Below are 13,769 nucleotides of genomic sequence, written 5' to 3' on the forward strand. Positions count from 1 at the left end.
GCCCTGCCGAAGCGGAAGCCCATCCGGTCGAACTCGGCCTTCCCAGGCGCGGTCGCCGGCACCCTGCTGACCTGCCCGGCCAGGTCGACCACGACGGTTCCGCACGCGTTACGCCGAGGCCGACACCGCGTCGGCGACGACCTGCGGGGCCCGGAGCGGGATCTGGCGCCCGGACCCCGGCAGGCGTACGTGCTCGGCGCCGAGCTCGCCCGCCAGCCGCTCCAGGCAGCCGTCCCCCCGCTCACCGGTCCGGCCCGCGCTGATCACGGTGACCGGCACGTCCGGGAACGGCTTCTCGGCCCGCAGCCGGTGCAGGTCGGCGGCCATGTCGCGGCGGGCCAGCCACTCCCCGGCCATCGCGGCGGGCACCTTGCCCATGCTGTAGACGCCCGACGGGTCCGGCAGCCCGGTGAGCAGCCGGTGCGCGGCCGGCCCGGTCAGGCGGGCCAGGAAGGTCGCCCCCCAGGTGCCGCCCAGCGCGGGCAGCCACCTGCCGGCGGCACCGGCGAACGGCAGCGGCCGGCGCCCGCCCGCGCAGGCCGGGTCCACGAGGACGAGCCTGGCCAGGCACAGCGGGTGCAGCCGGGCGAACGCCTCCGCGTGCCAGCAGGCCACGCCGTGGGCGACGACGGTGACCTGCTCGGGGTGGGAGGGGGACAGCGCGGCCAGGCGGGCGACCTCGGCGTACAGGGTGGGCGGGGCGGGCGAGCGCGGGCTGAGGCCGAGCCCGGGGCGGTCGAAGCGGATGACCCGGCGGCTCCCGGCGAGCCGGTCGGCCACCGCGTCCCAGTGGAACCAGGCGCCCCCGTGCCCGGCCGTGATCAGCACCGCCGGCCCGTCGCCGGCCACGACGACGTGCGGTTTCCCGTAGCCGGCCGTCTGGTCGGCCGTCCCGGGCAGGACCCTGGCGCCGCCCACGCCGCCCATCCGGCCGGGCGCGACCCTCGGCTCCGCCTCGGCGTCCGGGTCGTCCCAGTCGGAGACGAGCAGGTGGAGCGCCACGTACACCAGCCAGACGGCGACCATCGTGAGCTGGGCGCGATGAGCCAGGCCCACCCCGTGCCCGGCGGCCAGCGCGACGGCGGTGAGCAGCGTGGCCGCCAGGCCGAGCCAGGTGAACAGCCACGACACCCACGACCGCCAGCGGGCGCTGAGCAGCACCATGGCGGCCAGCACGGCCACCGCGCCGAGCACCCCCGCCAGCGCGTGGACCAGGTGCCCGGACGACGTCTCCCGCCGCGCGCAGAGCGGATCGCTGAGCGCGGCGCAGTCCAGGGGGAACACCGCGGCCACGAAGGTCAGCAGCCCGAACGCGGCCAGCGCCAGCCAGCCCGGCCACTCGCGCGCCACCCTCGGCACGAGCGCCACGCCGAGCGCGCACGCCAGCCCCGACAGCGCGTCGCTGACCCGGAACAGGCGCGTCCACGGCTGGTCACGGGCGGCCAGCTCGCTGACGTAGCCGTCGGTCCTGTCCACCGCCGGCGTGGTGAACTGGCCGGTGATCCAGGCGCTGCCCAGAACCGCCGCCACGATGAACGCGCAAGCGGCGAGCACGAACAACCTTCGCTCCACGTGATCATTAGATCACTAGGGGCGATCGTCGCCTATGAGCGCCCCGGTCAGAGCCCGGGAGCCCCCCAGACGGGGAACCAGCGGCTGAGATCCTTCTCCAGCGGCAGCTCGCCCTCCAGGGCGCCCCGGGCCTGCAGCTCGAGCGCGTTGTCGCGCCTCTGTCCTGGCATGGGGGCGAACGGGTAGAAGGTGCCGCGTTTGTACAGGTAGACCACGGCCAGCCGTCCTTCGTTCGGCCCCGTGAAGGACACCAGCGAGCACAGCAGCGAGGGCCCGAACCCGGCTCCCTCCAGCGAGGAGTTGACCGCGTGCAGCTCGGTGACCAGGTCGCTGAGCGCGTCGGGCGAGCGGCGCACCAGGAGCCAGGTGTAGCCGTAGCCGTCGTCGGACTCCTCGACGCGCTCGCCGAGCAGCGCTTTGACGTCGCGTTCGAGCGTGGCGAAGGCGCCGCCCTCGGCGGCCCTGAACGCCACGGAGCCGAGACCGGTGGGGACGAGCCCGGTCGCGGCCTGCAGCGTCACGGCCGCCGACGGCAGCGCGAACAACGCGTCGAGGTTGGGCTGCACCGGCTTCGACCTGCCGAGCAGCGCGTCGAGCCAGCCCATCGTCAGCCCCTTCCGAGTTGCCGCGAGATGTTCGCCAGCTGCTCCAGCCGCCGATCCAGCGACGGATGGGTGGAGAACAGGTTCGCCAGCGACTGCCCCCCGGCCAGCGCCGGGGCGAAGTAGAAGGCGTTGAACGGCTCCGCCTCGCGCAGGTCGCGGGTCGGGATCCTGGCCATGTCGCCGGTCACCTTGGTCAGCGCGCTGGCCAGGGCCGAGGGGCGCTGCGTGAGCAGGGCACCCGCCCGGTCGGCGGCCAGCTCCCGGTAGCGCGACAGGGCACGGGTGAGCAGGAAGCTGACGGCGTACACGAGGACGGAGACCAGCAGGACGATCGCGCCGATCGGCACGCCGCCCTGGCCGCCGTTGCGGCGGCCGCCCAGCCCCGAGTAGAGCGCGAACCTGGTCATCAGCCCCGCCACGATCCCCAGGAACGAGGCGATCGTCATGACGGCCACGTCGCGGTGGGCGACGTGGGAGAGCTCGTGGGCGATCACGCCCTCGAGCTCCTGTGGCTCCAGGCGGCGCAGGATGCCGGTCGTCACGCAGACGACGGCCCGCTTCTGGTTGCGGCCGGTGGCGAACGCGTTGGGGACGTCGGAATCCGCGATCGCCACCCGTGGCTTGGGCATGTCGGCCATGGCGCACAACCGGTCGATCAGGCCGTGCAGCTCAGGGGCCTCCTGTGGGGAGACCTCCCGCCCGTGCATCGCGAACAGCGCGATGCGGTCGGACAGGAAGTACTGCACCAGCAGCAGGCCGCCTGCCAGCACCAGCACGGTCAGCGCCCGAACGCCCAGGGCGATCAGGACGCCGACGAACACCACGTAGAGGAGGCCGAGCAGGAACATCGTCACGACCATGCGGCTGGTCAGGCCGCGGTCGGACGCGAACCGCGTGCTCACGGGCTCAGCCCGGAATGAGGCCTTGGTCGCCCAGCATCTCCCGGACCTCCTCGATCGAGGCGTCCGCGGGGGGAAGGATCAGCTCTGACGGCTCAAGGCTGTCGTCGGGGAGCGCCTTGCCCACGTGGCGCACCTTGTCGAGCAACGCGTGCAGCTTGACGCGGAACGACTTTTCGTCGCCCGCGTCGATGGCCGCCTCGAGCTCGGTGTCCAGCTCGTTGAGGACCGAGATGTCGTCGGCGGAGATCTCCACCTGACCCTCGCCCATGATCCTGACAATCATGCGCCCTCCCCTGGCTGGCGCAGCTGCTGGGTGCCCCCCTGCTGCTGCGGCTGAGCCTGCGGCTGGGCCTGCTGCTGCGGCTGGCCCTGCTCGATGGCGCCCTTCGGCGCCGGACCCTGGCCCAGCTCGGCCTTCATCCTGGCCAGCTCCAGCTCGACGTCCATGCCGCCGCCCATGCGGTCGAGCTCGGCCTGGATGTCGTCGCCGCGGGTGCCGCTGTAGTCGTCGAGCGCGCCGCTGGCCAGCAGCTCGTCGATGGCGCCGGCACGGGCCTGCATCTGCGCCGTCTTGTCCTCGGCGCGCTGGATCGCCAGGCCGACGTCGCCCATCTCCTCGGAGATGCCGGAGAACGCCTCGTTGATGCGCGTCTGCGCCTCGGCGGCGGTGTAGGTCGCCTTGATGGTCTCCTTCTTCGTGCGGAAGGAGTCGACCTTGGCCTGCAGCCGCTGGGAAGCCGTGGTCAGCTTCTCCTCCTCGGCCTGCAGGTTGTCGTGCTGGACCTTGAGGTCGGCCATCTGCGTCTGCAGGTTCGAGCGGCGCTGGAGCGCCTCACGGGCCAGATCCTCACGTCCCACGGACAGCGCCTTGCGGCCCTGCTCCTCATAGCGCCGGGCCTGGTTCTCCAAGCCGGTTATCTGGAGCTCCACCCTCTTGCGAGAGGTGGCGACGTCGGCCACCCCCCTGCGCACCTTCTGCAGCAGCTCGAGCTGCCGCTGATAGGAGTAGTCAAGGGTCTCGCGCGGATCCTCCATCTTGTCCAGGGCCTTGTTGGCCTTGGACTTGAAGATCATCGAAAGTCTCTTCATCACGCTCATGCGCGTCGGCCGTCCCCTTCTAGGTCGTGCTGGTGTCAATCCCAATGCAGCGCAGCCGCCTTGGGATTACCCTACGCATAACGCACGGGGGCGTCACTAAGTTGCAGTCCAGGTAGGGTTGACGTCGTGTTGCGACGCCGTTCCCAGACCTCCGTGGACGACACCCCCGTCCCCGTTGACGATCCTAAGCCCCAGGGTAAAGGTCGTCCCACACCCAAGCGCCGGGATGCCGAAGGCAAACGACGCCAGTACGTCTCCGCGCCGAAGGACCGTAAAGAGGCCTATCGGCAGATGCGGGCGAAGCAGAACGCCGAGCGCCAGCGTGCCCGCGAGGGCATGCTCGCAGGTGACGAGCGGTATTTTCCCGTTCGTGACAAGGGCCCCGCGCGCAAGTTCGCGCGGGACTGGGTCGACTCGCGGCGGCTGCCGAGCCAGTATTTCCTGCCGTTCTCGCTACTGATCCTGCTGGCCACGTGGATTCCCTGGCCGATGGCGATCCGGGCCCAGGTGCTCGGCTACGTCGTCACGATCGGCTGGCCGATCATGATGATCGGCGTGGTCGTCACCTCGGTCTACGTGGCCTGGAAGGTGAAGAAGCTGGTGGCCGAGAAGCTGCCCGGCGAGAGCGTCAAGGGCGTGGGCTTCTACGCGGCGATGCGGGCGCTGCAGATCCGCAAGCTCCGCTTCCCGCCGCCCGCGGTCCTGCCCGGCGGAAAGCCGGTGCCGCCCAAGCGGTGACCTCCCCGGCCGGCGCGGCTCGCCACCGCTCTCACGACCGCTCCCAGCGCAGCACCCCGCGCTCCACCACGGGCCGCCGGCCCTCGACCGGGGTGCCGTGCTCCAGCGCGTCGGCCACGGCCCGCATGAGCGCGTAGTAGGACGGCATCCGGGGTGCCATGCCGCTGGACGAGTCGTCCCAGCCCACTGCACCTCCCACGGAGTCGACCACGGCGTAGGCCATGACGTCCGCACTGCGCCCCGGGTAGTACAGGAACGGGATCATCCGCCCGTTCCAGTACTCGACGGTCGGGTCGGGGCCGCGGTCGGTGCGTCCCCAGGAGCACAGCGCGCGCCAGGAGTCCCTGATCCGGCGCGTGCTGAGATTGACCGCGCCGTCGGGCCAGGAACCGAACCCGAACGCCCGCTTCCCGCTCGCACCGTTGTGGCGCAGCAGGGAGGCCCGCAGGTCGTCGGGGAAGTCCACACCCATCTGCGACTCGGCGACGGCGATCGTGCGCGCCTTGCCGGGCCCTCCCAGCGTCCGGTACGTGCGGGGCGCGTTCGCCTTCAGCCACCGCTCGACGCGCCTCCACTGCCGGTCCACGGCCCGCTTCACCCGCGGGTCGATCGGCCGCACGGTCACCGGGCGCGGCGCGGGCGAGCAACTCGGGTCGGGGATCTCGCTCGGCGCCGGGGTCGGCTCGGGAGTCGGCACCGGAGACGTCACGGGGGACGTCACAAGGGACGGCACGGGGGACGGCGCCGCGGGTGGGGCGCCGTGCTCGACCGCCGCCAGGGCCTCCGGCCGCAGTTCGCCGGCCTGCCGGTCCGCCCCGGCGGCCCGCTCGTGGGCGGGCACCAGCGCGGCCACCAGGGTGAGCGCCACGAGCACCGCGATCAACACCCAGGCTGCGACCATCCTCATGGACCGGGCCGGACGGGGGCCCGGCGCCGGGGGCGCGGGCTGCCTGGCGGGCATGCGGGCGCGACGGCGCAGCCTGACCGCGATCGCGGTCAGGATGGCCGCCGTCAGCGCCAGCCGTACGAGCTTCAGCACGTCGCGCACCCTATCCCGAAACGGATCACCCCATGCGTCGGGATTAAGGTCGGATGCATGGAATTCCGACACCTCGGTCGTAGCGGTCTCATCGTCAGTGAGATCAGCTACGGCAACTGGCTCACCCACGGCTCCCAGGTCGAGGAGGACGCCGCCAAGCAGTGTGTGCAGGCGGCACTCGACGAGGGCATCACCACGTTCGACACCGCTGACGTCTATGCGGGCACGAAGGCCGAGGAGGTGCTCGGCCGGGCGCTGAAGGGCGTGCGCAGGGAGTCGCTGGAGATCTTCACCAAGGTCTACTGGCCGACCGGTCCCGGCAAGAACGACCGCGGTCTGTCGCGCAAGCACATCACCGAGTCGATCAACGCCTCGCTGCGCCGCCTGCAGACCGACTATGTGGACCTCTACCAGGCGCACCGCTTCGACAACGAGACCCCGCTCGAGGAGACCCTCAAGACCTTCGACGACCTCGTACGCCAGGGCAAGGTCCTCTACGTCGGCGTCAGCGAGTGGAACGCCGACCAGATCGCCCGCGCTCTGAAGATCGCCGACGAGATGGGCTTCGACCGGATCGTGTCGAACCAGCCTCAGTACTCGATGTTGTGGCGCGTGATCGAGTCCGAGGTCGTCCCGTTGAGCGAGAAGGAGGGCGTGGGCCAGATCGTCTGGTCGCCCATCGGCCAGGGGGTGCTGACCGGCAAGTACGTGCCCGGCCAGCAGCCGCCGGAGGGCTCGCGGGCGACCGACAAGAGCGGCAGCGCCATGATCGCCCGGTTCATGAACGACGACGTGCTCGCCCGCGTACAGGAGCTCAAGCCGATCGCCGCCGACCTCGGGCTCAGCATGGCGCAGCTGGCGATCGCCTGGGTGCTGCAGAACCCGAACGTCTCCAGCGCCATCGTCGGGGCCACCCGGCCCGAGCAGGTCCGCGACAACGTGAAGGCGGCGGGCGTCAAGCTCGATGCCGACGTGATGAAGCGGATCGACGACGTGCTCGGGTCCGTCGTGGAGCGCGACCCGTCCAAGACCATGAGCCCGAGCACCCGCCCATAACCCCATCAACAACAAAAACCCCTTGAGCCGCAGCAGCGCTCAAGGGGTTTTTCAGTTATCCGGCACTCACTCCGGACGCAATGACAATCCCGCGTATTCCACGCGGTCCTCATCTAGCAAAGCGACCTGCTCAACACCGGATTCCAGCAGGTCACGCCAGTTTTCCCCGAGCCAGGACTCCGCGTCGGCCTGGCTCGGAAAAACCTCTCGCGGCAAAGGGCGATCTGTTACCTCACCACCATTTGCATTTTCATAACGCCACCGCCATGTCATGCCATACGCTCCTTTTCCGCGGGTTCGCCGGCGCACCCTCCGCAGGCACTGGAACCCTACTCCCGAGCTTGGAGGTCAATCGATGCTGCGCGCATGTCGTGTTGCGGCCGGGGTCGCCCTCGGGGCGGCCGCCTTCCTCTCTCTCCCCCATTCCGCCCTCGCCTCACCCTCCATCGCACCCGGCGAACCGGCGCCCGGGGCGGCCGATCCGCACGCCCCGCGGTCGTGGAGCGCGTGGCGCAGCGACGGGACGGCGTGGCTGTCCACCGCGCCGGGCGACACCCCGGAGGGCGGCTCGGTCATCGGCTGGCGCTTCTCGGTGGCGCCGGACGGCGCGGCGGGCGAGTCGCCGGGCGGGGACCTGCCGTCGTTCGAGGCGGTGTGCGGCAAGGAGACCGCGGCCGCCGGGCACAAGCGGGTGGTGGTGGCGGTGGACTTCGGCGACGGGGACGCCGACCCGTACCCCGGGGAGCAGCCGCCCGCTCAGGGGGTGCTGAAGTGCGTGGCGGGCGCCGAGGACGCCACCACGGCCCAGCTCCTCGCGTCGGCCGCCAGCGTACGCGTGGACGCCCAGGGCGGCGTGGTGTCCGTGGACGGCTACCCGGCCCGGCCGCAGGCGGGCACGGACCTCCCGGTCCCGGCCGTAACCCCGGACGGCGGGGGCGGGCCGCCGATCATGCTGATCGCGGGCGGGGCCGGCGCCCTGGCCCTGCTCGGCGCCGGCGCCGTCCTCGCCACCCGCCGCCGCACCCGCCCCACCACCCCAGCCAACCGCTGACTCCCGCCCCCGCGCACCACGACCCACCGCGCCGGCCTGGCACGTGGGCGGTGAGGCGGCGAGCGTGCCGCCCGTTGGCCACCGCCCGGCCCGGCCTGACGCACGGCCTCGTCCGTCAGCGGCCCGCCCGGCTGACGCCCCATGGGACCCGCGCGGGGGACGGCCCAAGGGCTCACCCGTCCGCACGGCTGACGTCTCACTGGGAATCGCCAGTCCGCCCCGCCCAACGCACGGCCGGAAGCCGCTCGCGCAAGACGACGCAGGACACCCTCGGCCAGGCTGCCGGCGCCTGGGGACGGCCGGGCGTCGCGGAGGCCGTGGAGGGGCTCTGCTGTGCGTGGGACCGGCGCAGGGCCGTGAGGGCCTCCTGCGCGTCCGGGCGGGCCTGAGGGGCGGTGGAGGGCCGGGTGGGGTGGGTCGCCGCCGAGTTTGTACGCTCGGCGCGGTGAAGGTCCTTCTCACCGGCACCGGGGGCGGCGCGGGCTGGCCGGAGCCCGGCTGCCGGTGCGCCTCGTGCGCCGGCCTGCCGCCCGGCCATCGCCGCCCGTTCGGCCTCGTCGTGGACGGCGTGGTCCCGTTCCCCTTCGTGAGCCTGCCGCGCGGGTACCGTGCCTGCGCCGACGGCCTGGGGCTGGTTTGCCCGGACGGCTCGCGGCTTCTCTGCCTGCCCCAGGGGCGGCCCGTGCCGCCGGACGGGCCCGCCAGGTACGACGTGGTGCTCATCGACCTGCTCGACCGGCCGGAGCGTCTCGGGGAGCTGCGGCGGGCGGGGCTGGCGGACGGCGCGACCCTGGTGGTGGCCGTGGGGCTGGATCACCGGATCCGGTCGGAGGAGGAGCTGGCCAGGCGGCTGCGGCTCTGGGGAGCGCTCGCCGTCCCCGACGGCACCGAGCTGGAGACCGGCACTGAGCGGACCCCGCAGGTTCCGCGGGAGAGCGCGACGCAGCTCCCGCAGGAGAAGGCGAAGCAGCCTTCGCAGGAGGGCGCGACGCGGGTTCCGCCGGCGCAGCGTGGCGGACGGGTGCTGCTGCTGGGCGGGTCCAGATCCGGGAAGTCGGCCGAGGCGGAGTTGCGGCTGGCGGCGGAGCCGCACGTGACCTACGTGGCCACCGGGCCCGGCGGCGCGGGCGACGGCGAGTGGGCGGCGCGGGTGCGGGCGCACCGGGAGCGGCGGCCCGCGCACTGGGTCACCGCCGAGACGACCGACCTGGCCGGGACGATCCGCACGGCCACCACGCCGCTGCTGATCGACGGGCTGGGGACCTGGCTGGCGGCGGTGTTCGACGAGCACGGCGCCTGGGAGGGCGATCGCGCGCCCGTCACGGCACGCTGCGACGAGCTGGTGGCAGTGTGGCGGCAGGCGTCACAGCCGATCGTGGCGGTGTCCGACGAGGTGGGGATGGGCGTGGTGCCCGCCACGGCGAGCGGGCGGGCGTTCAGGGACGCGCTCGGGCGGCTCAACGAACGGCTGGCCGCCGAGTCGGAGTATGTGGCGCTGGTGGTCGCCGGGCGCCTGCTGGAGCTGTGACCAGGGAGTCACCGGGCGCCTGCTGGAGCTGTGACCGGAGGTTACCGGCGGGCCGCTCTGGCGTACCAGCGGCCTTCCACGCGGTCCACGTTCAGGGAGCGGCCGAAGCAGTCGCTCAGGCGGGCCGAGGTGAGCACGTCCGCCACCGGGCCGGCGGCCAGCACCCTGGCGTCGCGCATGAGCATGGCGTGCGTGGTCGTGGCGGGCACCTCCTCCACGTGGTGCGTCACCGTCACGGTCGTGAGCACGGGCCTGGTGGTGGCGAGGTCCTCGACGGCGGTGATGAGGTCCTCGCGCGCGGGCAGGTCGAGCCCCGCGAACGGCTCGTCGAGCAGCAGCACCGCCGGGTCCGCCATGAGCGCCCTGGCCACCCGGATCCGGGCCCGCTCCCCCTGCGAGCAGACGCGGAACTTCCGGTCCGCCAGGTCCTTGCAGCCCAGGTCGGCCAGCAGCCGGTGGGCCCGCTCGCGCTCGGCGTCGCCGTACTTGTCCCACAGCGGAGCGCTCGTCCCCGTGTGCCCGGTCAGCACCACGGTGTGCGCGGTCGCGCCCTCCTCCTCCATCAGCTCCTCGTCGATCAGGTGCTGGCTGTCGGCGACCAGGCCGATGTGGCGGCGCAGCTCCCGCACGTCGACCCGGCCGAGCCGGTGGCCGAGCACCCTGACCGCTCCTTCGCTGGGGTGCCGTACGGCGGCCGCCAGCGACAGCAGGGTCGTCTTGCCCGCGCCGTTGGGCCCGAGGATCACCCAGTGGTCGCCGTAGTCCACCTGCCAATCGACGCCGTCCAGCAGCGATTTGCCGACAACCCGGACACCTACGCCTTCCAGTTCAACCACGTGCATCCCGCCACACTAGTGGGCCCTAGGATCGTCCGTTATGCGACTGATGGACGGGCTGAGGTTCGCTGTGGGCACGCTCTGCGCCTTCCCCGTTCGCGTCGAACGAGTGGATCGGCAGGTGGCGGGGCAGGCGATGGTGCTGGCCCCGGCCGTCGGGCTGGCGCTCGGCCTGGTCGCCGCGCTGCCGCTGCTGCTGCCCGCGCCGCCCCTGCTGGGAGCGGTGCTGGCGCTCGGGCTGCTGGCCCTGCTGACCCGCGGGCTGCATCTCGACGGGCTGGCCGATCTCGCGGACGGCCTGGGCAGCGGCAAGCCGCCGCCCCAGGCGCTCGACATCATGAAAAAGTCGGACATCGGGCCGTTCGGCGTGATGACGCTGGCGCTCACGCTGATCGTGCAGGTCGTGGCGCTCGCCGACGCGGGGTTCTGGGCGCTCGTGACGGCCTGCGTGGCAGGGCGGCTGGCGCTGACGTGGGCCTGCCGGTCCGGCGTGCCCGCCGCCCGCCCCGACGGGCTGGGCGCGATGGTCGCGGGCACGGTACGCCGTCCCGCCGCCTGGCTCGCCACCCTGGCCGCGCTGCTCGCCGCCGCCGTGATCGGCCTGCTCCCCGCCCCCGGCACGGACCTGTGGGCCTGGGGCGGCGACGACTCCGCCGGCTGGGGCCGCGAGCTGTCCGTCACCTACGCCGAGCCCTTTCTCGCCGGCGCGTGCCCGCAGGCGGACGAGCCCGGCCTGCGCTACTACGACATGGATTCCGAGTACCCGATGGGCATGCTGTCGGCGAGCGTCGAGTGCGAAGCGGCGGCGTTCACGGGCCTGCTGGTGGCGCCGGTCGCGCTGCTGGCCGGGCTCGGCGCCGCGCTGCTGCTGCTCCGGCACGCCAGGCGCCGCCTCGGCGGGATCACCGGGGACGTGCTCGGCGCGCTCGTGGAGACCGCCGCGGCCGCCACGCTGGTGGTGTACGCGATCCTCTGCTGAGCCTCGCGGACGCGGCGGCCGGGGCGCGGGCTCCCGGCCGGGCGATCAGGCCACCGGTTCGGCGGACTCGGCCGGTCGGGGCTGCTGCGGGCGTACCGGGTAGAGGCGGAGCACGACCGCGCCCAGCACCGCCAGCAGCAGCCACCCCACCACGCCGGTGATCCCGGCCAGGAGCTCGTTCGGCGGGTCGGAGGCGTCGCCGAGCAGCAGCGCGACCGAGGCGATGGCGTTCAGCGAGGCGTGCGCCACCACCGCGGGCCACACGCTGCCCGTACGCAGCCGCAGCCACCCCAGCAGCACGCCGGCCAGTACGCAGAAGCCGATGAAGGCCAGCGCCGCCCAGGAGCCGAGCCTCGGGTAGTTGTAGCCGAGCAAGGTGAGCGGGGCGTGCCAGAGGCCCCAGACGAAGCCGGAGATGAGCAGCCCGGCGAGCACACCGTTGGTGGCCACGAGCCGCGGCACCAGCCACCCCCGCCAGCCCCACTCCTCCCCCAGCGCCGGGATGCCGTTCAGCACGGGTCCCGCCGCGACGCCGATCACGATCTGAAGCAGGGCGACCGTGCCGAGGTCAGCGGGCGCCTGCACGCCGCGGGCCTCCATCGCCTCCCGGTAGATGCTGAGCCCGTCGAGGTCCAGCGAGACCAGCCCCAGGGCGGCGCTGATCCCCATGGCCACGAACACCAGCAGCGGCACGCCGAGCCAGGCGGTCAGGACGAGCAGGCCGGTGCGCCCCTTGCGCTCCCCGAGCGTGAGGCCGGTCTCCCTGGCCCACTCGCGGAACGGCGTGCGCGAGACGGCCCACACACCGAGCACGCCGACGGCCGGCGTGAACATCAACAGCGTGCCCAGCGCCTGTGTCAGCGGCGAGCTCAGCCCGCCGCCGAGCCACAGGGGCAGCGCCGCCGCCCAGGACAGCCCGAAGGCCAGGACGATGAAGACGAGCAGGGGTCTTTTCATGACTGGACACGCTCCGCGATGAGGGCGTTGATGAGGGATGCGCCGCGCTCGGCGTCGTCGACGCTGATCGCCAGCTGACCGCCCGTACGGTAGCCGAGGACCAGGCATTCGCCGCCGCGCAGCATGATGGTGGCGCTCCCGGGCACGCCGCGGAAGCCCCAACCTCCGACGTCGCCCGGCACGCGCTCCTCCCGCCAGGCCGCGTCGATCCTGGACAGCGGGATCCTGCGTCTCGGCCGGCCGAGCGGGCCGAAGCCGATCGTGACCGCGTCGTCGCCGACCATGACGGTGGCGGACGCGGTCGCCAGCCCGGCCACGAGCACGATGACGGACGCGGACAGGGCGGCGGCCGGCACGCCCGAGGGGAGCAGCCCCGAGAGGGCGAGCACGGCCAGCACCGCGGTGGCGGCCAGTGCGGCGAAGGCGATGGCCGCCAGCCACCGGTTGACGACGCGGCTGACCCAGACCGCCCGCTGCCCCGGCCTGAGCCTGAACACGGGCGGCGCCTGGCTCCCGGCGGACGGCTGGTCGGGCGCGCCCCTGACCGCGTACGCGGTCAGGGCCCCGGTGGCGGCCATGGCGGCGAGGACCGCCGGGATGTGCCAGCCCGGCAGCAGGGCCTCCCGCCAGCTGGAGGCGTCGAGGTTGACGGCCAGCGTCGAGGCGGTCGTGCCGAGCAGCAGCACGCCCAGCCCGACCAGGCAGCCCCAGCACGTCATCCGCTGCGCCCGCCGCCCCTGCGCGCGCAGGCCGAGCACGAAGAAGACCAGCCACAGCACGGCCCAGAGAACCTCGGTGGCGAGCACGTGTCCCGTCAGGGAGCTCGACCCGTCGGGCACGGCGCCCGACGTCCCCCAGTGGGTGGCGAGGGGGTCGGGCAGCCGGTCGCGCAGCATCGAGGGGGCCAGGGCGAGCGCACCGGCCACGATCAGCCACCACGCGACGGCGACCACACGGGCTCTCATGTCAGTTCCTCCAGGATGGCGATGAGGTCGTCACGGCTGTAGCCGTGCTTCTTGGCCTCCTCCAGCAGCTCGCGCGCCCGCTGGGCGAGCAGGGCGCGGCCGTCGGCGCGGCCGGCCACGCTGACGCCGCGGCCGCGCCTGAACTCCAGCAGCCCCTCCTCGCGCAGGTCACGCAGCGCGCGCAGCACGGTGTTGGGGTTGATGCCCAGCGCCTCGGCCAGGTCGCGGGCCGGCGGCAGGCGGTCGCCCGGCCGGTACGCACCTTCTCCGATGGCACGGCGGATCGCGCCCGCCACCTGCTCGTGCAGGGGCCTGGCGTCGTTGAGATCGAGCGTCAGCAACATGGTGCTAATGACACTAGCACCATTCATCGCAGAACACTGACCGATGATTGGTAGGATGAACCCCTGTTTGTGAGTACGCAGAAACCGTGGATAGCATCG

At 72.9% G+C, this 13,769-nt stretch carries 16 protein-coding genes; 5 read left to right on the top strand and 11 right to left on the bottom strand.

Annotated features, from left to right (window positions below):
- Positions 1-108: 108 nt before the first annotated feature.
- Genes ACTWPW_RS01700 through ACTWPW_RS01720 form a run of 5 tightly spaced genes read right to left on the bottom strand, consistent with a single transcriptional unit; the run spans position 109 to position 4,177 of the window.
- Positions 109-1,572: an alpha/beta fold hydrolase gene (locus ACTWPW_RS01700; protein ID WP_443167754.1), complete on the bottom strand. Its 1,464-nt coding sequence runs from the start codon at positions 1,570-1,572 to the stop codon at positions 109-111.
- A 47-nt stretch (positions 1,573-1,619) separates the two neighbouring features.
- On the bottom strand, positions 1,620-2,177 hold the full coding sequence (pspAB, locus tag ACTWPW_RS01705; RefSeq protein ID WP_364113491.1) for a PspA-associated protein PspAB: 558 nt from the start codon (positions 2,175-2,177) through the stop codon (positions 1,620-1,622).
- Between the two features lie 2 nt (positions 2,178-2,179).
- On the bottom strand, positions 2,180-3,079 hold the full coding sequence (htpX, locus tag ACTWPW_RS01710; protein WP_375109116.1) for a zinc metalloprotease HtpX: 900 nt from the start codon (positions 3,077-3,079) through the stop codon (positions 2,180-2,182).
- 4 nt (positions 3,080-3,083) lie between these two features.
- Positions 3,084-3,362 (bottom strand): PspA-associated protein PspAA, encoded by a 279-nt coding sequence (pspAA, locus tag ACTWPW_RS01715; protein WP_132519798.1) that lies wholly within the window; start codon positions 3,360-3,362, stop codon positions 3,084-3,086.
- The gene (locus tag ACTWPW_RS01720; RefSeq protein WP_364113495.1) at positions 3,359-4,177 is read right to left on the bottom strand and encodes a PspA/IM30 family protein; all 819 of its coding nucleotides are present in this window, start codon (positions 4,175-4,177) and stop codon (positions 3,359-3,361) included. The genes pspAA and ACTWPW_RS01720 overlap by 4 nt, the downstream gene beginning before the upstream one ends.
- 153 nt (positions 4,178-4,330) lie before the next feature.
- On the opposite strand from ACTWPW_RS01720, the gene ACTWPW_RS01725 reads away from it, so the two are divergent.
- The gene (locus tag ACTWPW_RS01725) at positions 4,331-4,915 is read left to right on the top strand and encodes a DUF3043 domain-containing protein (protein ID WP_364113497.1); all 585 of its coding nucleotides are present in this window, start codon (positions 4,331-4,333) and stop codon (positions 4,913-4,915) included.
- A gap of 31 nt (positions 4,916-4,946) precedes the next feature.
- Here ACTWPW_RS01725 and ACTWPW_RS01730 read toward each other — a convergent pair whose 3' ends face one another.
- Complete coding sequence (locus tag ACTWPW_RS01730; protein WP_375109115.1) at positions 4,947-5,954, bottom strand: SMI1/KNR4 family protein; 1,008 nt, start codon at positions 5,952-5,954, stop codon at positions 4,947-4,949.
- Between the two features lie 57 nt (positions 5,955-6,011).
- On the opposite strand from ACTWPW_RS01730, the gene ACTWPW_RS01735 reads away from it, so the two are divergent.
- A complete protein-coding gene (locus ACTWPW_RS01735; protein WP_375109114.1) occupies positions 6,012-7,010 on the top strand; it encodes an aldo/keto reductase family protein in 999 nt (332 codons plus the stop codon).
- A 66-nt stretch (positions 7,011-7,076) separates the two neighbouring features.
- Here the strand turns inward: ACTWPW_RS01735 and ACTWPW_RS01740 are convergent, their stop codons facing one another.
- The gene (locus ACTWPW_RS01740) at positions 7,077-7,283 is read right to left on the bottom strand and encodes a hypothetical protein (protein ID WP_138693754.1); all 207 of its coding nucleotides are present in this window, start codon (positions 7,281-7,283) and stop codon (positions 7,077-7,079) included.
- 82 nt (positions 7,284-7,365) lie between these two features.
- Here ACTWPW_RS01740 and ACTWPW_RS01745 point away from each other — a divergent pair, with 82 nt between their 5' ends.
- Entirely contained in the window at positions 7,366-8,061 is a 696-nt protein-coding gene (locus ACTWPW_RS01745; protein ID WP_443167755.1) for an SCO2322 family protein, read from the top strand.
- Between the two features lie 445 nt (positions 8,062-8,506).
- Entirely contained in the window at positions 8,507-9,589 is a 1,083-nt protein-coding gene (locus ACTWPW_RS01750) for a bifunctional adenosylcobinamide kinase/adenosylcobinamide-phosphate guanylyltransferase (RefSeq protein WP_375109112.1), read from the top strand.
- Positions 9,590-9,630: 41 nt separating this feature from the next.
- Here the strand turns inward: ACTWPW_RS01750 and ACTWPW_RS01755 are convergent, their stop codons facing one another.
- Positions 9,631-10,431 (bottom strand): ABC transporter ATP-binding protein, encoded by an 801-nt coding sequence (locus ACTWPW_RS01755; protein ID WP_375109111.1) that lies wholly within the window; start codon positions 10,429-10,431, stop codon positions 9,631-9,633.
- Between the two features lie 34 nt (positions 10,432-10,465).
- Here ACTWPW_RS01755 and ACTWPW_RS01760 point away from each other — a divergent pair, with 34 nt between their 5' ends.
- Entirely contained in the window at positions 10,466-11,404 is a 939-nt protein-coding gene (locus tag ACTWPW_RS01760) for an adenosylcobinamide-GDP ribazoletransferase (RefSeq protein WP_443167756.1), read from the top strand.
- A 45-nt stretch (positions 11,405-11,449) separates the two neighbouring features.
- On the opposite strand, the gene ACTWPW_RS01765 is transcribed toward ACTWPW_RS01760, so the two are convergent.
- Genes ACTWPW_RS01765 through ACTWPW_RS01775 form a run of 3 tightly spaced genes read right to left on the bottom strand, consistent with a single transcriptional unit; the run spans position 11,450 to position 13,670 of the window.
- Positions 11,450-12,361, bottom strand: a complete 912-nt coding sequence (locus ACTWPW_RS01765; RefSeq protein WP_443167757.1) for a lysostaphin resistance A-like protein — start codon at positions 12,359-12,361, stop codon at positions 11,450-11,452.
- On the bottom strand, positions 12,358-13,326 hold the full coding sequence (locus tag ACTWPW_RS01770; RefSeq protein WP_443167758.1) for a hypothetical protein: 969 nt from the start codon (positions 13,324-13,326) through the stop codon (positions 12,358-12,360). Before ACTWPW_RS01770 ends, ACTWPW_RS01765 begins: the two co-directional genes overlap by 4 nt.
- A complete protein-coding gene (locus ACTWPW_RS01775; RefSeq protein WP_375109107.1) occupies positions 13,323-13,670 on the bottom strand; it encodes a GntR family transcriptional regulator in 348 nt (115 codons plus the stop codon). Before ACTWPW_RS01775 ends, ACTWPW_RS01770 begins: the two co-directional genes overlap by 4 nt.
- Positions 13,671-13,769 lie beyond the last annotated feature (99 nt).

It is taken from the genome of Nonomuraea sp. KM90 (assembly GCF_052246675.1).
GTDB lineage: Bacteria > Actinomycetota > Actinomycetes > Streptosporangiales > Streptosporangiaceae > Nonomuraea.

Coding starts and splice junctions, on each gene's coding strand:
- ACTWPW_RS01735 (WP_375109114.1), top strand. CDS start 6,012: ATGGAATTCCGACACCTCGGTCGTAGCGGTCTCATCGTCAGTGAGATC.
- ACTWPW_RS01755 (WP_375109111.1), bottom strand. CDS start 10,431: ATGCACGTGGTTGAACTGGAAGGCGTAGGTGTCCGGGTTGTCGGCAAA.
- ACTWPW_RS01765 (WP_443167757.1), bottom strand. CDS start 12,361: ATGAAAAGACCCCTGCTCGTCTTCATCGTCCTGGCCTTCGGGCTGTCC.
- ACTWPW_RS01740 (WP_138693754.1), bottom strand. CDS start 7,283: ATGACATGGCGGTGGCGTTATGAAAATGCAAATGGTGGTGAGGTAACA.
- ACTWPW_RS01760 (WP_443167756.1), top strand. CDS start 10,466: ATGCGACTGATGGACGGGCTGAGGTTCGCTGTGGGCACGCTCTGCGCC.
- ACTWPW_RS01745 (WP_443167755.1), top strand. CDS start 7,366: ATGCTGCGCGCATGTCGTGTTGCGGCCGGGGTCGCCCTCGGGGCGGCC.
- ACTWPW_RS01775 (WP_375109107.1), bottom strand. CDS start 13,670: ATGTTGCTGACGCTCGATCTCAACGACGCCAGGCCCCTGCACGAGCAG.
- pspAB (WP_364113491.1), bottom strand. CDS start 2,177: ATGGGCTGGCTCGACGCGCTGCTCGGCAGGTCGAAGCCGGTGCAGCCC.
- pspAA (WP_132519798.1), bottom strand. CDS start 3,362: ATGATTGTCAGGATCATGGGCGAGGGTCAGGTGGAGATCTCCGCCGAC.
- ACTWPW_RS01770 (WP_443167758.1), bottom strand. CDS start 13,326: ATGAGAGCCCGTGTGGTCGCCGTCGCGTGGTGGCTGATCGTGGCCGGT.
- ACTWPW_RS01720 (WP_364113495.1), bottom strand. CDS start 4,177: ATGAGCGTGATGAAGAGACTTTCGATGATCTTCAAGTCCAAGGCCAAC.